Origin of the sequence: Flagellimonas marinaquae, assembly GCF_023716465.1 — a bacterium.
GTDB classification, from domain to species: Bacteria; Bacteroidota; Bacteroidia; order Flavobacteriales; family Flavobacteriaceae; genus Flagellimonas; species Flagellimonas alginolytica.
Genome location: NZ_CP092415.1, coordinates 3,113,563 through 3,135,285 on the forward strand (window position 1 = coordinate 3,113,563; position 21,723 = coordinate 3,135,285).

Below are 21,723 nucleotides of genomic sequence, written 5' to 3' on the forward strand. Positions count from 1 at the left end.
AAAAAATGACGATGAAACGATTATATATTACATTGTTAAGTTTAAGCAGTCTGTTTTTTATCAACTGTAGTGATGATTATTTGGACAAAAATCCAATTTCAGATGTAAGCGAAGAAAGCTTCTTTCTTACGGCTTCCGACCTAGAATTGTACACCAATGGTTTCTATTTAATGTTACCCAACAGCACCGCTAGAAACGAGATTTTTACTTACGACAGCCAGTGTGGTGACATTGTTCACAACACCTTGAGCGATCTAATGATCGGGGCGCGAATCGTACCTGCTACCGGTGGAGGTTGGAACTGGGGCAATTTACGCAACATCAACTATTTCTTGGAAAACTATGAGCGGTGTGAGGATGAAGCGGCCAAGAACAGATTTGGAGGAGTTGCCAGGTTTTTTAGGGCCTATTATTATTTTGGAATGGTCGTAAACTTTGGCGACGTGCCATGGTACGATACCACTATGGAGGCCGACGACGAAGGACTTTACAAGGCCAGGGATAGCAGACAATTTGTAGTTGACAAGATCCTTGAAGATTTGGATTGGGCCATAAACAACATGGGTGATGAACAATATGCTTACGAAGTGAGTAAATTTACGGCCCTCGCCTTAAAATCCAGAGTAGCCTTATTTGAAGGAACTTTCGAAAAATACCACGGTATATCCGGATATGAGAAATATCTGGAAGCGGCCGCTGATGCATCGGAAGAGTTGATGGACACCGGTGTTTATTCACTCTATAGTACCGGAAACCCAAATTTAGATTATGCGGATTTGTTCAGAGCTGAAACAGCGCAAACAACAGAGGTGATCTTGGCACGGGAATATACGGAACCCCTTACCAACGGGCACCGTGCCAATTATTATACCTTGACAGGGTCACAAGGAAGACCGGGAATGCCAAAAAGTGTGGTAAATTCATATTTAAATTCGGACGGTTCCCGTTTTACCGATCAAGCCGATTTTAATGCCGTTTCCTTTGCCGATGAAACAGTAGATCGCGACCCAAGGTTGGCACAGACCATTCGTACCCCCGGATATAGTAGGGTGGGTGAGGGTACGGCCTTGCCCCCGGACCTGTCATTTTCAATAACAGGGTATCATATTACCAAGTTTGTGACCAGTTCCAATTCCGATGGTATCAATCAAAATATCAATGATCTGCCCGTATTTCGTTTTGCAGAGGTACTATTAAACTTTGCCGAAGCAAAAGCGGAATTAGGGAACATTACACAAGATGATCTGGACCGTTCGATCGGACTACTAAGAAATCGTGTAGGTATGCCCGGTCTGTCCATGGATGATTCCAATGCTGACCCTGATGATTACCAAGCAATGATCTATCCCAACGTTAGCGGTGCCAATCAAGGATTGTTATTGGAAATTAGACGGGAGCGCCGAATAGAACTTTATATGGAAGGACATCGTTGGAACGATATTAGACGGTGGAAGATAGGCCAATCCATAACATTGCCACTGCGCGGAATTTATTTGCCGGGGGCAGGGGAGTACGATTTGGACGGCAATGGTTCCATCGATACTGTAATCTACGAAGGTGATGCACCTGCCGATCAAATTGCAGGCGCAAAATATTTTAAGTTGGGCGCAGATATTCATTTAAGTGCGGATAACTTAATAGATCCACTACCAGAATTCAACACCAGAAGTTTTAATGAAGACAGGGATTATCTTTTACCTATTCCGATACAGGAACTGCAATTGAACCCGAATCTAACGCAAAACCCAAATTGGTAGTTTAGCAATGATAAAGCTCCAGGACGGCTATGTCTTGTCCTGGAGTTTTTTTTGATAACAATAGCATAATCTACAACTACAAATTTATTCACGATCAGACGATAAATTTGATTGCGAAGCTCAATACATAACCAAGCTGCCCCAGCTGATGGAAAACCAAAAACTGCTCATAAATGCACTCCAGAATCGCCAAGAAAAAGCACTGGAAAAGATTTTTAACAGCTATTGGAAACGACTATATCTTTATGCACATAGTTTTGTGGATGACCATCAAGTGGCCCAAGATCTTGTACAGGAAATATTTATAAGTCTTTGGGAAAAAACCGAAACGGTCAAAATCGAACAAATCGAGGCCTATCTTTTCAGAGGTGTCAAATATAGAGCCATTAACTACGTGAAATTGGAAAAGAGGAAAGTTTTTTCCGAACAAGTTTTGGAAGCTCGGCCTGCTGTAGATGGGGTAAAAGAACATATGGATTACTTGGAATCCGAAGAACTCTTTCTAACAACGATGGGGAAACTCCCCAACAAGTGCCGTAGAGTTTTTTATTTAAGTCGTGTTCAAGGGTACAATAACAAGGAAATTGCCTTGGAAATGGATATTTCTATCAGAACCGTTGAGACCCACATAAGTAATGCATTAAGGCTCTTTAAACTTCACTTTAAAAACTGTTTGTCACTCATTGTTTTATTTCTTGGCCAATATTGAGGTTTGTTCAATTTTTTGGACAAGTAATATGCTATCTTATATTTATTGACCATTTGATAAACCATAAAGCATCAATTACTTTAAATATTATGCATTAGCATTGCTCTTGGATGGGTAAAAGTTTTTTACGGGTACCTCCAACTGCTCAAATCGGCGCCTTGCGGAGCACTTTCGGCAATTCGTTTCATAATTTTTGGTACATACATGGAGTTGTATCGTAAACGGCTAATGGCATTGGGCTCATTGGGGTCGCCGTTCCAACAATGCTCAGCGCGGTCTCCATACAGCACTTCGCCATCATAAAAGGGCTCTGTGGTGTTCTCAAGAAAATCTTCCATGAGATAGACGGCGTTGTTTAAATAGTAATTGTCCATATCGCCGCAATAAATATGTATTTTGCCTTTAAGCTTAGGGCCCAGTTTTTCCCAATCGCGTTCCAGTATGTGTCTTAGATCATAGTTTTCTTTCCAATACTCGGCAACTTCGTGGTCAATATCCCCGGTCATTTTATCCCAGATCCTTACCGGATAACCATCTTCCCCTTGAGGGGAATATGTCGCTTCCCAAATATCCCATTGTTGCCCAGATCGGGATTTGTCGCCAAGCACCAGTTCCAAATGATTGCCTTGTTTTAAGGTGGATTGAATGTCGCCCAGATAATCCCTATGGGAGGGTACCTCCAGTTGTTTATGTGCCGAATCGTAGTAATACGCATTGTCATCCTCATAAATATTGGTGAGGCAATACGCTCTAAAATCTATGGGGTCGGGACAGGCAGCAAAACAACCGTTATATTCATCCGGGTATTTTACTTGAACCGCGAGAGCCTCCCAACCACCAGTGGAACCTCCGTACAAAAATCGTGACCAACCTTCTCCCATACCCCTGAACTCTTTTTCGATATATGGTATGAGTTCATAGGTAATGGCATCGCCATAGGGGCCTTGACTGGCTGAATTTACCGCGTAGGAGTCATCATAATAGGGGGTGGGGTGTTGAATTTCAATGATCAAGAAGCGGGGAAAGTCTGGCTCGTTCCATCTTTTGTAAAAATCATAGGCTTCTTGTTGCTGTATAATATTGTAGCCTTCCAAATCAAACCGTGCAGAATATTCGGGTTCTAAATTGGGGTCGGGCGGGGTGGTCCTAAATCCGCCAAAATCCTTTGGAAAATGTCCATGGAAAACCATTAACGGATATTTGGCCTCTGGGTGTTCATTAAAACCTTTGGGCAAAAGTACATGTGCACCCAGATACATATCCCTCCCGTAGAATTCCGATAATTTTTCGGATTTTATTTTGATATGTTTTATCCAATCGGTGTCTTCCGGCTCGGGAATCGGGGGGATTTCCTGATCCATTACGATGGAAATATTTTCGATACCGTTTTCTCTAACCGTAATTTTAAAAGGTTTACTATACAGGTTTCCGGGAGAGGTATTCCAATGTTGGCCCTCCCCATTGTCCATGGGCAGTTTTACCGTATGCCCTGTACTTAAATTGAAAGTTTCATACACGTGCAATAGCGCCTGTACATTATATTCTCCAGGTGGTACATCGGATAAACTTGGGTAGGGGTACCCAAATATGGATTCATCAAAAGTGAAGGTTTCATCGGGTTCCATACCCTCTACGTTCATCCCAAAAATGAGTTGTGTGTTTAACCCATCATTAATTTGAAAACGTGGTTCCTTGCTATCGTCCGTTGAAAGCATTAGAAGTAAGCGGCCATCTTTGCTTAGCTCACTTGCCGCTTGGTCAAAAGATACTTGAATTTTGTGGTTTGTTTTATTGTTCTGTAGGCAGGAAAATAAAAGCAAGGTTGCACTACAGACAAAAAAAAGTTTTTTGGTCATCTTAGTTGGCTTTGGATGAATAAGATAACCCATTCTTTTCACATACAAAATGGTATCTATACTTATTCTGGTCAGCAGGAAGGTATTCGTCAAGCATAAAATCACAATATCTTTTAAAAATATTATGTGTATTGCCCTATATTGTATAAGAATTTTAATAAACAAACTGAATATTGTTATGGTACACAAGAATCGAATCATACTGCTCATAATTGCGATTGTTCTATCTGCAGCGCCAAGTTATGCACAAGATAATTTTGGTGGATTGGCCCTTTATACGGTTAGGGACGATATGGGGGAAGATGCTAAAGCAACATTACAGAAAGTGGCTGATGCCGGATATGCCTATATTGAAGCTGCAGGTTACGACCATGGGAAATTTTACGATATGGAACCTCAAGCATTTAAAACCTACTTAGACCGTGTTGGTTTAAGGCCTGTAAGCACGCACATGGGAGGAGTGACTATGGAAAATGCGGACCAACAGATTGCGGATGCCAAGGCGGCTGGTTTTACGTATTTTACCATTCCTGTTCCGCCAATGGGCATGTTTACCTTTGACCGTGAAAGCATGACCATGGGAATGGATGGATCTGTTGAGGATCTCGCCACTATTTTGACCACCCTTGGTAAGAAGTGTGAGGAGGTCGGCTTAAAATTATTGTACCACAACCACGATTTTGAGTATAAGGAGAATGAAGATGGGGTTGTACCTATCGACTATCTTTTGGAGAATACCGACCCCGACTATGTAAACTTTCAGATGGATTTATATTGGGTAACCCGGGCAGGGGCCGATCCGGTCGCTTATTTTGAAAAGTACCCGGGTAGATTCAAACTATGGCATGTGAAGGATATGGACAAAGAGGGTAAATTTGCCCCAGTTGGCGAAGGAACCATCGATTTTAGTAGAATTTTGAAGAAAAAAAATGCTTCGGGTATGGAAAACTACTTTGTTGAACAAGATATGACTTGGGACAAAAAGCCTTTGGAAGTGATAAAAATAAGCCATAAAGGACTGAAAAAGATAGGGTTTCAATAAAGGAGACCTGGATTGATCAAGCTGATTGGGCAGAAAAAAACCAAGAAATTAAAAAAATATTTTTTACAATCGGTTACATTAGTATCTTTGCACCCGCAAACTTAGGTCGCGTAGCTCAGCTGGATAGAGCATCTGCCTTCTAAGCAGACGGTCGAAGGTTCGAATCCTTCCGCGATCACTTATAGAGTTCAAACAAAACCAAAACCTTGCATATCTTATTGATTTGCAAGGTTTTAATGTTTTTAAGCACTTGTTTGAATTGGTTTGATTTGGTATGTTTTGGTTTGTAATTCGGTTAGTAAATTTTTTTCTTCAAAGTGTTAACCGTATAAGCATGTAATTAGCTATATTACAATTGCTTAGTATTTGACTTTCGTAGGTAATTATCGTTCAATTTAACACAAAACCTATGAGAACTCGGTCAACATTTTCAATCAGTTTCTGGATAAGCACTTCCCGGAGGAGTGATAACACGGCAAAGATCTATGCTCGAATCACCGTTGATTCGAAAAGGGCTAACATGAGTTTAAAGTATACTATCCCAAAAGAGATATGGGACAGTAAGGGGTCGAAGGTTCTGGGGCGAACAAAAGAAGCTCAAGAAATCAATACTTATCTGATGGAAGTTGAAACAGAGCTATTCCAATGCTATCGTGAACTTCGATCTAGAACGCCCCATATAACTCCGCAGATGGTCAAGGCTCACTATTTTGGAGAAGATGTGAGTGAGTTTACTTTAAAGAATTTGTTCGAGTATCACAACACTCACAATGCTCATATTCTTTGTAAAGCCACTCTAAGTCATTACAAGACCTGTCAGAAATACTTATTAAAGTACATAAAGAAGCAATACAATTGTAATGATTACAAATTATCACAACTTAATCATCAATTTATTGTTGGGTTTGAAACCTATCTACGCAAATTACACCCAATAAACCATCATGGAAACCTTTCAAACAATGGTGCGATGAAGCATATTCAACGCCTACGTAAAATGATAAGGATCGCCGTTGACAATGAATGGATTGATAAGGATCCATTTCAAAAGTTCAAGATCAGGATGGAAAGAAAGGAAAGAGCGTTTTTGACTTTATCAGAACTTCAAAAAATTCAAGATTATTTTACAGGGATTGAGCGTTTGCGAATTGTGAAAGACTTATTTGTTTTTAGTTGTTATACAGGTATTTCCTATTGCGATATTATGGACTTGTCTGAAGATAACCTGGTATTGGGGATAGATGGAAAGTATTGGATAAGTACTAAAAGGATGAAGACCAAAAATAGCTTTAAGCTTCCATTGGTTGGTCCAGCATTGTCTATTATTAAACGATATCAATATCATCCTAAACGGGATTCTGAAAAACTGTTCCCCAGAATATCCAATCAAAAATTAAACAGTTATTTAAAGGAAATTGCGGATGCATGTGACATCACAAAAAATGTAACCTTCCATATGGCCAGACATACTTTCGCCACAACTATTACTTTAAGTAATGGGGTTCCTATTGAGACGGTTTCCAAAATATTAGGACATACCAAATTGGCCACCACCCAGGTCTATGCACGGGTGCTAGACAGAAAGATAAGTGAGGACATGGACGGACTGGATATCATACTGGACAAAAAGATGTCAGAAACAAATATTGCAAAGGAAAGGTTTGGAAATTTTGACCATTGATCAGGAATCCTGAATTCATTCCATTCAAACCAAGACGGGTCAAAAGTCCCAATTCTTACCTCCAACTTTTGCACGTGGTCCCTGTTGCAATTTTATAGCGTTCGGGAAGAAAAGCGTAAAGTAAAATTGGAATAGGGTGCAATACTCTATTTAGAATAATTAGAGACTTCAATACTTCTTATTGAAAGTGGCTATTTATGTTTTCTTTGCTGGCAAAGAAAAAATGAAGAGCAAGAGGATAGCGTGCTGGCGCAGCGCTATCGATTCATTTTCCTTTGTAAAAGCCGGTATTTTAAGGGATTTTGCGGAAGTTCAATTTATTCTATTTAGTTCATTTTTAGCCTAAAAATGCTCTCAGCCCAATGAAACCAATGAATTTTTAGCTTAAAAACTGAACTTTGGTGCTTTCAATGAAGGAGTCTTTTCTCCTTAATTTATGATTGTAATGATTCTTGGAACAATTAACATTTTTAATGGAAAAAGCTGTTCAGCCCAGTAAAACCAGTAAATTTTTAATGGAAAAATGGGTTTCAAGAAGTCTAACAGGTCAAATTTTACCTAGCTCAGTAGTATTAGTTAGTGGCAAGATTTGGGGCTTGCAGCACTCCACTTCGTTGCGTTCGCTTTGATCTCAAATTTCATAATGTGACAAGGATTTTTAAACCACCGTTTTATTGAACTTTCAAGGTAAAACGAGTCCACTGATTCCAAAGAGTTTCCTTTTTCCGTGCACTTAATTGGTTTCCCATTTAGACCCTTTTTTACCCCTAAGATGAAGTTCGGTTATGCAAGAGTGAGCACAAAATCACAGAAACACGATTTGCATGTTAATGTCTTTTTGAGGGAAGGAATCAAACCCAAGAACATCTATGTCGATATTTCATCTGGAGCAAAAGCGGAAAGAAAGGGTCTGGATGAACTTTTATCCATTTTACGTGAAAGTGACACTCTTGTAGTCTATAAACTGGACCGAATCGCCAGAAGCCTTTCTCATCTCACTAAACTCATCGAAGATTTTGAAAAGAAGGGAATCCACTTCAAAAGCATTCAGGAAAATTTCATTGATACCACTTCCCCACACGGCAGGTTTATCTTCAACTTATTTGCTTCGGTTGCCCAATTTGGAAAGAGATATTATCATTGAACGTACACGGGCAGGAATGGAAAGCTCAAGAAGACGTGGATTGAAAATTGGTCGGAAGCCTGGTCTCAGTAAACAGGCATTGAACAAGGCTTTGTTGGCGGAAAGATACTATAGGGACAAAAAACTGAGCATAGAGGAGATCATGAAACTCATTGATGTTGGTTCCAAAAAGACGCTCTATAAATATTTGGCGCACTAAGGCAGATGAAAGAGTATTGAATGTGGAAATCTGTTTTGGGACAAGAAACAAACTTTAGACAAAGCTTATTGCAAGAAGCATAAAGAGAAAATCAAAAAGTAATAATTGCTTGATTTGTAAGAATAATATGTATTTTAAAGCTCTGTAAGCACTTAACCATGCAAAAAAGAAGATTGACTCTACCACTATTTTTGTTTTATATTCTTTTTGTTTCTGGCCAAGATTCCGAATCAGGAGGTTGGAATTATGATAATTTTGAGTCTAAATTCCTTGCCTACGAACCCACTCAAAAGGAAGGTGTGTCCGATAAAAATTTTTCATTTGGAGAAATGATTGTCACTAACACAAAAAAACAACTCGAAAGTGACAATTATAAATTCAATGCAGCCGATTACTTGAATATCACCACTGCTCTATATGCCTTAAACGAAAAAAAAGAGACATGGGAGATTTCTTTAAAAAAAATGAGTGAATCTGAGAAGGGTTGTGAGTATTTGACAGCCTATAAGAAGGATGTGAATTTTTACAAGGATTCCAAAGAACTTTATGATTCATTGATCAAGAATTGCGGGGCTTTGCCAAAAGAAGACTCCAAATTTGACTTTTCTGACTATGTTAACAAAAATCAATTGAACATAAAACTTGTTTCTACAATAAAGAAAATTGGAGAAGACGACCAAAAGTATCGGAAATTAAGAGACATGGAAAAACAATATCCGCTTGATATCCAGAATCAGATATTGATTGACTCTCTTTTCCAGGTCAACCAAACTTACATAGGAAAATCATTGGTCGGTGATAAGTATGATGCTGTAATGTGGGCTGTAATCCAACATTCAAATTTGGAAATGATGGAAAGGTATTTGCCTGTTGTCCAGAATGCTGTTGATGAAAATGAGCTGAATCAAACACCATTTAAAATGCTTATTGACCGAATTTATTCGTTTAAATATGGCTATCAAATATTCGGAAGTCAGGTAGGTGTGGACTTAGCGGACAAGAAAGAACAAATGGAAGTTGCTAAAAAATATGGAATTGAATAAACTAAACAGTCTAGAGTTCAAATAAACAACGAGGAATCGTCTGAAACCAAAACATATAGTGCTTGTAACTTTTTTAATTTGCCTTCTTGGTTGTAGATCAAGAGATGAGAAAATCGTATCTGCAATCGAAGGCAGCTATATTTTGAATAAAATTGAACATCACGATTATGATTATACTTCAGAAGATAGCAGCCATCCTTTCATTTAATACTGATGGCAATTTGAAATTCAAACCGCCAATAATTAATGGCGAAGTTGGCAAAAGTGAAAAGTATAATTGGGTGATGATTTAAGAGGAAACTGAAATCAAAATTAAGTTTGACACCAATAACAAAATTTTCAATGATGTTTTCAATATATCATTTAAGATTGATGATACGAGTCAACAAATTCATTTACTTATGAAATCCCAAAGTACACATATTACTGCAACCAGAGTGTTTCTCTTTGAAAATTTGTAAATGTAAAAAGGGAGTTAATGCTGATTGATTTATAGAAAATGAATTACTAAAGTTCAAAAAAACGATTGAAAAAACACAAGCAATAATGAACAAACCTCTTTCCATTTTCATTGTTATCGCAATTCTAATTTCCTGTACAATAGGAAAGAGCGTTCCACAAAAGATTGATTTTAAATCCGAATATAAATTTTCGACAGAAATTGAGGACAATGTTTCTAAGGACACTACTTCTTGGAAATTTCAGATGTCTGCAGCTGATTACGCTAAAAAAGGTGATTACAGAAATGCATTGAGACATTGGGATTTGGCGATGGGCACTGTTAGTAAAAGTTATACCAAAGAACAAAATGATTCTATCAATTCCATTTACCAAAAGGTTTCTGCAAAAGAATATATTATTAAAGAAGCCCAAAAAACTCATATGGTAATAATAAATGAAGCTCACCATAGTTCATATCACAGGTTTTTCACCAAATCCATTTTAAAAGACCTATACGATTTAGGCTATAAAAATCTAGGCCTGGAGGCCCTCAGTAATGGAGAATATCTAGATACATTATTAATGGAAAGAAAATACCCTGTTCAAAATACAGGGTGGTATATTGTTGAACCACAATTTGGGAACTTGGTCAGAGAGGCTCTGGAAATAGGTTATAATGTCTTTGCTTATGAACAGACATCGGATGTAAATGGAAAACCTCGAGAAATAGAACAGGCAAAAAACATATACAATGAAATGTCCAAGCATCAAGATGAGAAATTTTTAATTCACTGTGGTTTTGACCATTCACTTGAAGGAGTACATGGTTCATGGGAAAAAGCAATGGCGGGAAGACTTAAGGAATATACGGGAATCAACCCTTTAACAATCAATCAAGTTATTTACAGTGAAAAAAGTGACCCTAAATTGAACAACAGATTATTGAAGACAATACATCCTAATGAACCAACGGTTTTAATTGACAAGGAAAACAAGCCATATCCTTATACAAGGGGAAAAGCTTGGTCCGATATAGCTATATTTCACCCAAACACCAAGTATTTGAATGGTAGACCCAAATGGATATTCACCAATGGTAATCAAAAAACTGAAGTTAATTTAACTGGATTAAACATAACATATCCAGTTTTTGTAATGGCATTTAAAAGGGGTGAAAATATAAATAATGCCGTGCCGATGGACATTTATGAAGTTTTGGAAAAAAAAAGTAACTGCTATTTAGGTTTACCAAAGGGAGATTATGTTATTCTAGTTACCAACGGTAAGGAATCGTACAGGTTTAATCAAAAAGTCAAATAGTGTTCAAAACTTTGTCAAAAGTTCAAATAAACGATGGCTGGCAATTTTGATATTTGGTTGACATCTATTTTCGCCATCACTGGGTTAATCTATTATGTTTTAATCAAGCGTAAACTAATTAGGTCTAATGCTTCATTTAAAGAACATAGATTGATAATAGGATTAATAATGGTTCTAGTAATTTGGATTTATTCATTGGTGTTTGAGTAACTCCTTATATTATATTAATATTTAATAGTTTAAACTCAATAAAGTTCAAATAAACAATTAAGCTATACGATGTTATAACAATTGAAACTTGCATGACGAAAACTTTGAAAATCGTTATTATTGGATTTTCTATTTGCATGTTGGGAATACATTACAAAAGAAAATCAAACCCATTTGATGAAATGGAAAAGGAGACTTTGCAAGATAAAATTATTTGGTCCGAAAAGGATAAACTGAGATGGACCGATTTTAAATACGATTCTACCAAAACTTCATTTACTATGTACACTAAAGTTGGATTAAGTGTTCGATACAATGTTGAAAAACCAATATTGTTTAGATCTCATACTACTTTCTCAACTTTAGAATCAACCGTTTCAGATACCACTCATTTAGGCGATTTACGAATTGGACAAGCCAAATTTGACTTGCTCGAGACCTATAGGCGTAAAATGGAAAAAGAGGTTGACAGCATAAGAAATTTGGAAAACCCCAATATAACCAAAGAAATTTTCGATAATATGGTTGCCCATTGTTATAGCGAATTTGAGGATAAGTGGGAAAGTTTCAGACCTATTACAATAGAATCATTAAATGAACTTGAGGTCGAAATAAAAAGACGGTTAAATTAAAATGCTATTTTTAATCAGTTCCTATATCATAAAAAGTTCAAATAAACGATAAATACAGGTATGTAATAGGTTGATGAGAAGACCCAAGAAAATATCGGTAACTAAGCTTTTGATTGTAATAAGTGTCTTGTCATTTATGATGACTTCATGTTCTAGGAATTCGGCAAATCTATTTGTTGGAGTCTGGACAATTGAAGATATAGCCTATAAAGGAAAAGACATTGGTGAGAAAATCTCTTTAAATGCCCTTGTTTTTAAAGAGAACCATGAAGTTTTGGTGCCAGGAATTGTTGGTGAGTTATTAAATAAAAAAGACAGACAAGGCAAATGGAATATTGATGAAGAGGTTTTTTTAAACTTAACTTCAAACAATCAATATATCAATGGAAGAGCTAAATATTGTTTTGAAAATAGTGAGGATGAAGAACTTCTTAAAGTTGTAATAGAAACAGAAGAACTGTATATGGAGGCATTTAAACTTTTTAGTAAAAACGGCACCTATGGTCGGTTGCCTTGTATCAATTCTGTCCAATCAAAATAGAATAAGAAAAAGAAAAGTTCAAATAAACGATGAAGTATAAGTAATTTGAGTTCTATGGGTTTAAAGAAGATTTAGTTCAATCACTGGAACTGGAGAAAGAAAAAACAGATTCTGAAAACTGGTTCATTTTTTATAAAAACCAACAGGACAATTGGATTAAGTTTTATCCTTTTGCTGAATACCATGGAGGTGGGGTTCCTTATTTGATAAATATTGGCTCGCATGATTTTGATCTATGGTTAAAAGAAAATACAAACTTCGTAGCTTCTGCAAGAGAGATAATAATTACAAAAGTTCAATAAAACGATAAACAAGTTTATGTAACCTGAAGACCAGTAGCAATAATAAAAGCAAGTATCTTTTATGAACACTAATTCTTAGAAAAATGAGATTAACAATATTCATTATTGCCATCCTGATGTCAACTATAACATATGGACAGACATCACTACAAGGAATAGGCCTTAAAGCCGGTAAACACAAAGTAGGTTTCAATCATTATGTAATTGAAGACAGTACAAGAACCTATCGAATCCATAATGAGTTTAACAACCAACATATAGATAGGCCAATTCCAATTAGTGTTTGGTATCCTGCTAAAATAGAAGATAGTAGTCCTCAACAGCTAAGCGTTTTAGATTATTTAGAAATCTTAAAAGAAGAGGAAGAATGGAAAAATTTACCGAACTATTTTTTGCTGGATTGGTTTCCCTATCTATGGAACACACCACAAAACAAGGCCCATCTTTCGGAAATAGTAAGTGCCTTTTCTAATCCAACATTTTTAGACGGAAATTTTCCTGTTGTAGTTTATGCGCCAAGTTATCAAGCCTCATCAATTGAGAACTTTGCGTTATTCGAATATTTAGCCAGCAACGGTTTTGTGGTGATGTCAAGCCCTTCAAGAGGGACCGATACACGATGGTTGGAAGGCGGAACTACAAAAGATATGGAAACACAATCAAGAGATGTGGAATTCCTTCTAAAAGAAATTCACAGATATAAGAATATTGATATTGAAAAAGTGGCGTTAATGGGATTTAGTTTTGGTGGGTTGGCAAGCGCAATAACGGTTATGAAAAATAAGAACATAAGTGCATTTGTAAGTTTGGATGGAACCGAAAGGTACAATTACCAAGTCTTGGAAAAATCACCATACTTTAATTTAGATAAGTTTACCGTTCCTTATATTCATTTTGCTCAAAAAGAGATTCCAAAAAGTGTTCTTATTAGTGATAAAATTCCTGAAGAATTGAACTACAAGTTCCAATTGTACGATTCTTTAAAATACAGTAATGCTTATAGTTATAGGTTTCACGACCTAACTCATTCCTATTTTAGTTCGTTTGGTGTTTTATTTGCAAATAGAGACAAAAGGCAAGATAAAAGTGATGACAAGATTATGACATCTTATAGACTTTTAAGTGAACACACTTTGGAGTTTTTGAACGCCATACTGAAAAAGGAAAAAACGGCAAATGATTTCATTCAAAATAGACCTGTTGAAAATGGATTTTCTGATGCATTGATTTCAAGAAAAATGAAGCAGGCAAATCCATGTAAATTCGATTATAAAGATTTTAACGACTTGGCAATCAGACAAGATTACCAAGATTTAATTCCGTTGTACAACAAAGCAATTTCCAAGCATCAGGGATTTGAACTTGAAGAAGGTATGTTGAATACATTAGGATTGCGATTGTCATTTGATGCCAAAAAAATGGAACAGGGTATTAATGTCTTTATGTTGGCGCTACATATATTTCCAAAATCAGCAAATTTATATGATAGTTTAGCTGAGGCTTATTTGTATAACAAGGATTTTAAAAATGCTATTTCTAATTTTAAAAAATCGTTGGAATTAAACCCTAACAACCAAAATGCAATTGACAGATTGAAGCAACTAAAAGATTAAAGCCAGTAAGCAATGTAATCAAGTAATTGTGATAAAAGAAAAGTTAATTAAAAAGCACAGTTGAAATAAACGATGAATCACGAAATTCTTATCTTACAGCAATCACCAAGAATAGAGATGGTATTCTATCATGATGAATTTGAAATGAAGAAGTCGGGTTCTGTTTTAATTGACAAAACGAAATATTCTCAACTTAAACGTGTGAAGTTTATCAAAGGAAGAATTCCTTGGTTTACAGGAATACTTACTGCTGTAGTTGATTTAATACTTGCTAATGGCGTTGGGCAATGGAAAAGAGGTAAGGGGAGACTGGAATTGACCACCAATGACCATAGTTATAAAGTTGATCTGGTTAACTATGATCGAGAGCAAACTTCAGAAGCTGTTAAATTGATAAATGAAAAGTTTAAATAAACGATGAGCGATAAGAGATTAGATAAGATTAGAAAGAATTTTGATCGATTAACTACAAGCCTCGTACTTATAGCCATCTTTTTTCTGTCTTATGGACTTTATCATTATTTGATTTTGGGCACTACTACTGTAACCCATGCCAAAGCTCCAGTGCCCAGCTTGTCAAATGGTTCAACCACTATATTTTTTGGAACCATTTTTTTAGGTTTGGCCTTATATCGAATAATTAGAAGAAAACAATTAATAGAGCAGATTGAGCAATTAAAAAAGTCTGATAGAAAATAAAGTTCAAATAAGCGATATCATGAAATATGTAATTCTCCCTTACTTAATTTTATTAACCTATTTAACTTCATATGATTATGAATCTAAAAGTTGTACTGATTTCAAATTAGGTGCATATAAAATATTCATGTCCGAAGATTCAGAATCATACTACACCATAAATAGAACCGATTCAAGTCAAATTGAAACCAATGAATATGGAGACGAAGTTTACTATACCATAAAATGGATAAATGATTGTAGCTATGTTCAAAAATTCGATAAGAGAAAAATGAAACTCACAGATGAAATGAAAATGGTGAATGGTGATGGAGGAATGATTATAGAATTATTGGATGTGATTGATGAAAACCATATTACATTTAGGTCCTATGTCAAGAATTTCAAAGAAATGAGTATGAGAAATGGCGTGTTTGAAAGAACAAAAAACTAGATTCAACTTTTAACTGAGATAAAATAAAGTTCAAATAAACGATGGTAAAGGTTACGTTTTTTTATCTGGAAATAGATTTAACCCTATTTAATATTTATTGATTAATTTTGATTTATACGAAAGAAGAATACTTATAGTAATCTGTAATTCGGTTAGTTACAACACATAAGCAAGGACAATCTCAACAAACATAAGGGTTAGCGGAAGAAGTTCGAATCCTTCCGCGATCACCGGTAATCAAAGGGCCTCAGAGAGCTTATCTTTCTGAGGCCTATTTTTTTACAAATAAATGCTTGATTTTATTTGATGTCAAATGAAGTTAAAATTGAAAACTATTGAATATAGTGTTTTTGATTTTTTAAAGATTTGGTCTTAAAACGGCTTCTAAACATTTCGGTGTAAAGGGGAAGATGCTAATTTTGCTTGGATGTAACACTTCTGAAACCAATTCTTATCACGCGCATCTAGTAACACAAGAGTTAAATCCTCCAATTGCATGTCTTTAGGTTTACCTCGGTGTCCCTTGGAGGATGCGTTGTGATGAATTGTGATAATTCATATCCATATGAGTGAAGACTCTTTGAAATTTATATTTCTCGCGTAAAAAAATAGCAAATGGTCTTCATAGACTTGAATTGTAATATCAGGATAGAAAAGTTTTACAACAAGTTTCATTTAATAGACAACAAAAGTAGGAAAATACCTCGTAAGCGTGTTTATGTTTGAACAATAATCAACTAATAAACAGCATGCAAACGAAAAAAACGACCACACTTTTGATTTTTCCTCAGATTGACTATTCCCCTAATTAATTACCAATATATTTTCCAAGAATTATTTTTCTCGAATAAAGACCAAAACTCGTAGGGAAGTTGTAAAAAAATAACATTTCTATCAAAACATAAATTAAGAATCTACATGGCAAAAGTATCCATATGTTGCTCACACATTAAAGATATCAAAATCAAAAAACTAGCCTCATGAAAAAAATTATATTCTTACTTGCACTTAATTGTTTTCTTTTCCATCAAACCTCCTTTTCTCAAGGTTTGTCAGGCTCTAATGTTGAATTTGTAGAGCTTTCTTCATCAACAAGTGTAAATAATTCTGATGATGAACTTGATGCTACTCCAGCACAGCCTGGCTATAACGTAGAATTTGAAATAGGTAGTAGTTCTAATATGTATGTAGATGTAGACGGTAATAAAATTGTATTTGGAGCTAGAAATAGTACTACTCTAACTGTTGATGATATAACATTTAATTTTTCTGGAGGGGCCTTTGGAAGTATTACCGGTGCTTCATTCAATTCCGGAGCTTCTACTGGAACTAATACTTCTGGTGTTTCTGCATCCTTTACAGGTTCAAGCGTTACACTATCCGGTTTACAGAATAAAAATTTTGCCCAAGGGTTTGCCTTAGGTCAAATGGGTACTTTGGTTTTTGATATAACAACAATTGGAGCTAGCTGTTCCGCTCCAACAGCTGCAGCCACAAGTGCAGTATTTGGAACAGAAACAGAATCTAGCCTTACATTGTCAAGTTTTACGGCACCGGCAGGTGGTGCGGATGGCTATGCTGTTTATTTGAATAGCACTAATAGTTTTACGGCCCCAAGCGATGGTGATCAACCGATAGCAGATGTCACTTGGAATGGTGCAGGACAACAACCTGTTTATTTTGGTACTTCAGCTTCACCAAATGTTACGGTTTCAGGCTTAGACGGAAGCACAACGTATTTCTTTAGAGTATATGCTTACAACGATTGCTCAGGTACGGAAACCTATGAGAATACAGGGTTAAATGTTAGTGATGTATCCGGTGTAGCTGGAGTTAATTTAAGTACTAATCCTACAATTACCTACTCTGTGGATGGAAATGTAGCTTCCAATGACTTAGCAACAGATGGTGAATTAGGTTCTGTTTCAATCAATTCTTTTGATTTACAAACCTTTGCTGTTAATGCTTCGGATACAAAACTAACTGGAGGTTTACAGGTTTTAGTGTATAATACATTAAGACAACTAACCTATGAGGACGGTGTTAGTTCTCCCGTTGATGGCATGATTATTCAATCCTCGGATGGAAGTGAATTTTCTCTTTTACAATTTGATTTCCATGATTGGGGAAATTACGATGGGGCTACCTATGAAGTGGAAGGGTTTAAAGATGGTAGTTCTGTAGGAACAGGTACATTTTCAGGAAATACGACTAGTGTTTTTGTCACTGTAAATCAGGGTGATGAATTAGGTATTTCTTTTCAAGACATAGACAGGGTAAGAATAAGTCAACAGTCAGGAACTAACAATTCTTACATCGGATTAAATAATATCCTAGTAGGAGAAGCTGTTAGCTGCTCAGCACCCATAGCAGCACCCACATTAGCAGTATTTGGAACAGAAACAGAATCTAGCCTTACATTGTCAAGTTTTACGGCACCGGCAGGTGGTGCGGATGGCTATGCTGTTTATTTGAATAGCACTAATAGTTTTACGGCCCCAAGCGATGGTAATCAACCGATAGCAGATGTCACTTGGAATGGTGCAGGACAACAACCTGTTTATTTTGGTACTTCAGCTTCACCAAATGTTACGGTTTCAGGCTTAGACGGAAGCACAACGTATTTCTTTAGAGTATATGCTTACAACGATTGCTCAGGTACGGAAACCTATGAAACCACAGGGTTAAATGCAAACGATACAACGGCAAACTCCGCCCCAACCCAAAACGCAAATACAGGTTCCTCACTTAGTGAGGGTGGTACAGATATCATTTCCAGTACCGAACTAGATTTTGATGATGCGGAAGAAGCAGATACCGATATTACATATACACTCGATAGTACACCTTCTAATGGTATACTTAGAAATAACACCACACCATTATTAGCTGGAGGTACTTTTACTCAAGACGATTTAAATAACAACAGGATTGACTATGTACATAATGGAGGTAATACTACTTCAGATAGTTTTCAATTCGATGTCAGTGATGGTCAAGGAGGTTCAGTAGATAATCAAACCTTCAGTTTTACGATAGCAGCAATTAATGATGCACCTACAGTTTCCTCGGTAAGTTTTTCAGGAAACTTGACAGTAGGCCAGACCCTAACAGGGAGCTATATTTATGACGACCAAGAGGGCGACGCCGAAAGCGGAACCACCTATCAATGGTATCGCTCCGATGACGGAGCAGGTGCCAACAAGGCGGCCATTTCCGGAGCCGTCAATGACACATATGTATTGGTAAATGATGATTTGGCCAAATACATCAGTTTTCAAGTGACACCCAGTGATGGTTCGGATTCGGGCGGTCCCGAAGAAAGTGCTTTGGATGGACCTATTGCTTCCCCGCCCAATAATTCCCCGACCGTTACATCCACGTCTATCACATCAGCAACTGCGCAATCACTGTATTACTACGATATTAAAGCATCAGATGCCGATAACGATGTGATCACTTGGACGGCAAACACCGTCCCTACTTGGTTGACCTTTACCAGTGGCACACTGCAGACCAGTTTTGTAGGTACTGGTGCCATGCCCGCCAATACAGGGGATGGGGTGAATCAGTCTCCGGATGGGACCAGTGCTTCCAGTACGGTTATTCGAACAGGCACTGCCGCTCATGGTGATAATAAATTGTTTTTCACCGATACCGAAGAGTATGGGATTCGCTACGTTGATGAAAGCGGAAATGTGCAAACCTGGTATCAAGGGGATGGAACTTACACGAATCTAAATCCCGTAGGTATTGCCTATGATGTGGTCAATGATGCGGTGTATGTAGGAGATTATGCCAAGACGGACATCGTGAAAATTGATAATACAGGCGCTCGAACACTGCTATCCAATTTGCCGGAAGCGTTTATGTTAAGGCTGCTGGTCAATGCAAGCGGTTCTAAGCTGTATGCCTCTGCACGAGGAGGTATTTATGAAATTGACCTTACCAACAATGACCCCGATACGAACTGGACGCGTGTCGTCGGCACAGGAACCATGGGGTATAGTGATACAGGTACTGCATCAACCTCACAAGTTTCTCAACCGCATGGTATGGCGTTTGACAGTGCAGGGCGTTTGGTGTTTACCGACCGATTCAACGACATCATCAGGCGGGTTGATTTAGCGACAGACACCATTGAAACCATAGCAGGTACGCAAGGGGCAGGAACGGAAGCTGGTGATGGTGGACCCGCAGTCAATGCGACTTTTGCCGACCCATCTGGATTGGTCATTAACCAGCACGATGAAATTTTTATTTCCGAGCGGTTGAGCAAACGGATACGAAAAATTGGTGCCAACGGTGATATTGATACATTTTTTACAGTTTCTTCCGGTGGTTTTGCAGACGATTTAGTAATATCCGATGCAGGTGAGCTGTACTTATTGACGACCACACTTATTGCACGGGTAGCAACCAAGGCTGAATTAACCGGTACGCCAACCAATGCTGATGCAGGTATCCACAACGTTGCACTTACACTTAGCGACGGTATAGATAATGTGCCTTATAATTTCCAAATCACGGTTCAGGCGGTTAACATTGCTCCAACCGATATTACACTTGATAATAACAGTATCGGGCAGAGTGCTACAGGTGTATCGGCCACGGTAGGTGCATTGTCCACCACCGATGCTGATGCTGGAGATTCGCATACCTACACGTTGGTATCGGGAACTGGTGATACAGATAACGGTAGTTTTACTATCAGTGGAAACACATTAAGAACCAATAGCTCATTAGTGGAGGGTAGTTACAGTGTCAGAATCAATACCAATGATGGTACGGATGATTTTGCCAAGGAATTTACCGTTGACGTCACCGATGATGTTGCACCCGTAGGCTACACGGTAACCATTGATCAAGACCCCATAGTTAGTTCTAATCAAACTTCCGTCAGTTTTACTATTGTCGGTGCAGAAGTTGGTGCGGATTACGACTATACCTTCAGTAGCAACGGTGGCGGGACAAATGTTACTGGTTCGGGAACCATTGCCACCGCAACCGATCAAATAACAGGTATTGACCTTAGTGGTCTTGGTGATGGAAATATCACACTGTCTGTAACGCTTACCGATATTAATGACAACGAAGGGATTCCAGCCACGGACAACAAAACAAAGGATGTTGTGGAGCCAGTACCTACTTTGGTGATTGCTGAATCCATATACTTTGGACCTTTCACAATTCGATTACAGTTTTCAGAACCTGTTTTTGACCTAGCCCCCAATCCAGTGTTGATTGCACCAGGGCCAGGCGGGGAACAAATGGCGACCTTGGGTTCACTTCAAGAGGTGACCGCAGGATTGGCCTATGACATTCAGGTCACTCCATTGGTGCCAGGTGAAATCGTCTTCTTTAATGATCTTTATGGCATTGCCAGGGATGAAGCTGGAAATCAGGCCATACCCTTGGGGTTCGTGAACGGTACATATTATGATTTGGATACAGACAATGATGGTATTGGAAATAGTACAGATACCGATGACGACAACGACGGTACACTTGATACCGAAGATGATTTTCCTTTGAACCCCGATGAAGATACCGATTCGGACGGAGACGGAACAGGTGATAATGCCGATGAGGATGACGACAATGACGGAACACCTGATTCTGAGGATGCCTTCCCATTGGACGAGACCGAGGATACCGATACGGATGGTGATGGAACCGGTGACAATGCCGATAATGATGATGATGGTGATGGTTACACGGATGAAGTGGAAGAAAACCAAGGGACTGATCCCAAGGATAATACCAGTATTCCAGAGGATGTAGATGACATTGATGATGACAGGGAGGATGATACAATGGCTAAGCCAGCATTAGTCCCTGCTCAAGCTTTTACCCCTAACGGTGACGGGAACAACGACACCTGGATAGTCCCCGGGATAGACAATTACCCGAACAATGTGGTTCGTATTTACAACCGATGGGGGCATGAAGTATTTGCCGCCCAATCCTACCGCAACGACTGGGGAGGATTCTACAAGAATAACAGGGAACTGTTGCCCGCGGGCTCTTACCTATACGTGATCAACCTGGGCAATGGACAGCCACCGTTACAAGGCTGGATATTCATCAACTATTAACCA

The 21,723-nt window shown here is 37.9% G+C and carries 17 protein-coding genes and 1 tRNA gene; 17 read left to right on the forward strand and 1 reads right to left on the reverse strand.

The genetic code is table 11. The features are described 5' to 3' along the window. The first annotated feature begins 11 nt into the window (after positions 1 to 11). Positions 12 to 1,757 (forward strand): RagB/SusD family nutrient uptake outer membrane protein, encoded by a 1,746-nt coding sequence (locus tag MJO53_RS13805; RefSeq protein ID WP_252079511.1) that lies wholly within the window; start codon positions 12 to 14, stop codon positions 1,755 to 1,757. A 148-nt stretch (positions 1,758 to 1,905) separates the two neighbouring features. Continuing rightward, positions 1,906 to 2,466 (forward strand): RNA polymerase sigma-70 factor, encoded by a 561-nt coding sequence (locus tag MJO53_RS13810; protein WP_224837129.1) that lies wholly within the window; start codon positions 1,906 to 1,908, stop codon positions 2,464 to 2,466. Positions 2,467 to 2,591: 125 nt separating this feature from the next. On the opposite strand, the gene MJO53_RS13815 is transcribed toward MJO53_RS13810, so the two are convergent. Then, entirely contained in the window at positions 2,592 to 4,322 is a 1,731-nt protein-coding gene (locus tag MJO53_RS13815) for an alpha/beta hydrolase-fold protein (RefSeq protein ID WP_252079512.1), read from the reverse strand. Between the two features lie 178 nt (positions 4,323 to 4,500). Between MJO53_RS13815 and MJO53_RS13820 the strand changes: the two genes are divergently transcribed. The 15 genes from MJO53_RS13820 to MJO53_RS13885 all read left to right on the forward strand — a co-directional run bounded on the left by MJO53_RS13820 (position 4,501) and on the right by MJO53_RS13885 (position 21,720). Continuing rightward, the gene (locus MJO53_RS13820; protein WP_252079513.1) at positions 4,501 to 5,364 is read left to right on the forward strand and encodes a sugar phosphate isomerase/epimerase family protein; all 864 of its coding nucleotides are present in this window, start codon (positions 4,501 to 4,503) and stop codon (positions 5,362 to 5,364) included. Between the two features lie 104 nt (positions 5,365 to 5,468). Then, positions 5,469 to 5,542: transfer RNA gene (locus MJO53_RS13825), tRNA-Arg, on the forward strand. 231 nt (positions 5,543 to 5,773) lie between these two features. Further along, positions 5,774 to 7,045, forward strand: coding sequence for a site-specific integrase (locus tag MJO53_RS13830; RefSeq protein WP_252079514.1), 1,272 nt, complete (start codon positions 5,774 to 5,776; stop codon positions 7,043 to 7,045). Positions 7,046 to 7,817: 772 nt separating this feature from the next. Further along, positions 7,818 to 8,189 (forward strand): recombinase family protein, encoded by a 372-nt coding sequence (locus MJO53_RS13835; RefSeq protein ID WP_252079515.1) that lies wholly within the window; start codon positions 7,818 to 7,820, stop codon positions 8,187 to 8,189. Between the two features lie 16 nt (positions 8,190 to 8,205). Further along, positions 8,206 to 8,388: a hypothetical protein gene (locus tag MJO53_RS13840; protein ID WP_252079516.1), complete on the forward strand. Its 183-nt coding sequence runs from the start codon at positions 8,206 to 8,208 to the stop codon at positions 8,386 to 8,388. A gap of 299 nt (positions 8,389 to 8,687) precedes the next feature. Further along, positions 8,688 to 9,431 (forward strand): hypothetical protein, encoded by a 744-nt coding sequence (locus MJO53_RS13845; protein WP_252079517.1) that lies wholly within the window; start codon positions 8,688 to 8,690, stop codon positions 9,429 to 9,431. A 546-nt stretch (positions 9,432 to 9,977) separates the two neighbouring features. After that, the gene (locus MJO53_RS13850) at positions 9,978 to 11,192 is read left to right on the forward strand and encodes a hypothetical protein (protein WP_252079518.1); all 1,215 of its coding nucleotides are present in this window, start codon (positions 9,978 to 9,980) and stop codon (positions 11,190 to 11,192) included. 491 nt (positions 11,193 to 11,683) lie between these two features. After that, positions 11,684 to 12,034, forward strand: a complete 351-nt coding sequence (locus MJO53_RS13855; protein WP_252079519.1) for a hypothetical protein — start codon at positions 11,684 to 11,686, stop codon at positions 12,032 to 12,034. A 73-nt stretch (positions 12,035 to 12,107) separates the two neighbouring features. Next, positions 12,108 to 12,575, forward strand: a complete 468-nt coding sequence (locus tag MJO53_RS13860; RefSeq protein ID WP_252079520.1) for a hypothetical protein — start codon at positions 12,108 to 12,110, stop codon at positions 12,573 to 12,575. Positions 12,576 to 12,664: 89 nt separating this feature from the next. Beyond that, a complete protein-coding gene (locus MJO53_RS17010; RefSeq protein ID WP_420485545.1) occupies positions 12,665 to 12,877 on the forward strand; it encodes an Imm27 family immunity protein in 213 nt (70 codons plus the stop codon). Positions 12,878 to 12,960: 83 nt separating this feature from the next. Further along, positions 12,961 to 14,490: a prolyl oligopeptidase family serine peptidase gene (locus MJO53_RS13865; protein WP_252079521.1), complete on the forward strand. Its 1,530-nt coding sequence runs from the start codon at positions 12,961 to 12,963 to the stop codon at positions 14,488 to 14,490. A gap of 72 nt (positions 14,491 to 14,562) precedes the next feature. After that, entirely contained in the window at positions 14,563 to 14,904 is a 342-nt protein-coding gene (locus MJO53_RS13870; RefSeq protein ID WP_252079522.1) for a hypothetical protein, read from the forward strand. 3 nt (positions 14,905 to 14,907) lie between these two features. Next, the gene (locus MJO53_RS13875; RefSeq protein ID WP_252079523.1) at positions 14,908 to 15,189 is read left to right on the forward strand and encodes a hypothetical protein; all 282 of its coding nucleotides are present in this window, start codon (positions 14,908 to 14,910) and stop codon (positions 15,187 to 15,189) included. A gap of 19 nt (positions 15,190 to 15,208) precedes the next feature. Further along, entirely contained in the window at positions 15,209 to 15,622 is a 414-nt protein-coding gene (locus tag MJO53_RS13880; RefSeq protein ID WP_252079524.1) for a hypothetical protein, read from the forward strand. Between the two features lie 980 nt (positions 15,623 to 16,602). Beyond that, positions 16,603 to 21,720: a gliding motility-associated C-terminal domain-containing protein gene (locus MJO53_RS13885; protein WP_252079525.1), complete on the forward strand. Its 5,118-nt coding sequence runs from the start codon at positions 16,603 to 16,605 to the stop codon at positions 21,718 to 21,720. Positions 21,721 to 21,723: the final 3 nt, after the last annotated feature.

Excerpts from the sequence above, each read along its gene's own strand:
- MJO53_RS13805 (WP_252079511.1), top strand. The coding sequence starts at position 12 with ATGAAACGATTATATATTACATTGTTAAGTTTAAGCAGTCTGTTTTTT.
- MJO53_RS13810 (WP_224837129.1), top strand. The coding sequence starts at position 1,906 with ATGGAAAACCAAAAACTGCTCATAAATGCACTCCAGAATCGCCAAGAA.
- MJO53_RS13815 (WP_252079512.1), bottom strand. The coding sequence starts at position 4,322 with ATGACCAAAAAACTTTTTTTTGTCTGTAGTGCAACCTTGCTTTTATTT.
- MJO53_RS13820 (WP_252079513.1), top strand. The coding sequence starts at position 4,501 with ATGGTACACAAGAATCGAATCATACTGCTCATAATTGCGATTGTTCTA.
- MJO53_RS13830 (WP_252079514.1), top strand. The coding sequence starts at position 5,774 with ATGAGAACTCGGTCAACATTTTCAATCAGTTTCTGGATAAGCACTTCC.
- MJO53_RS13835 (WP_252079515.1), top strand. The coding sequence starts at position 7,818 with ATGAAGTTCGGTTATGCAAGAGTGAGCACAAAATCACAGAAACACGAT.
- MJO53_RS13840 (WP_252079516.1), top strand. The coding sequence starts at position 8,206 with ATGGAAAGCTCAAGAAGACGTGGATTGAAAATTGGTCGGAAGCCTGGT.
- MJO53_RS13850 (WP_252079518.1), top strand. The coding sequence starts at position 9,978 with ATGAACAAACCTCTTTCCATTTTCATTGTTATCGCAATTCTAATTTCC.
- MJO53_RS13855 (WP_252079519.1), top strand. The coding sequence starts at position 11,684 with ATGTACACTAAAGTTGGATTAAGTGTTCGATACAATGTTGAAAAACCA.
- MJO53_RS13860 (WP_252079520.1), top strand. The coding sequence starts at position 12,108 with ATGAGAAGACCCAAGAAAATATCGGTAACTAAGCTTTTGATTGTAATA.
- MJO53_RS13865 (WP_252079521.1), top strand. The coding sequence starts at position 12,961 with ATGAGATTAACAATATTCATTATTGCCATCCTGATGTCAACTATAACA.
- MJO53_RS13870 (WP_252079522.1), top strand. The coding sequence starts at position 14,563 with ATGAATCACGAAATTCTTATCTTACAGCAATCACCAAGAATAGAGATG.
- MJO53_RS13875 (WP_252079523.1), top strand. The coding sequence starts at position 14,908 with ATGAGCGATAAGAGATTAGATAAGATTAGAAAGAATTTTGATCGATTA.
- MJO53_RS13880 (WP_252079524.1), top strand. The coding sequence starts at position 15,209 with ATGAAATATGTAATTCTCCCTTACTTAATTTTATTAACCTATTTAACT.
- MJO53_RS13885 (WP_252079525.1), top strand. The coding sequence starts at position 16,603 with ATGAAAAAAATTATATTCTTACTTGCACTTAATTGTTTTCTTTTCCAT.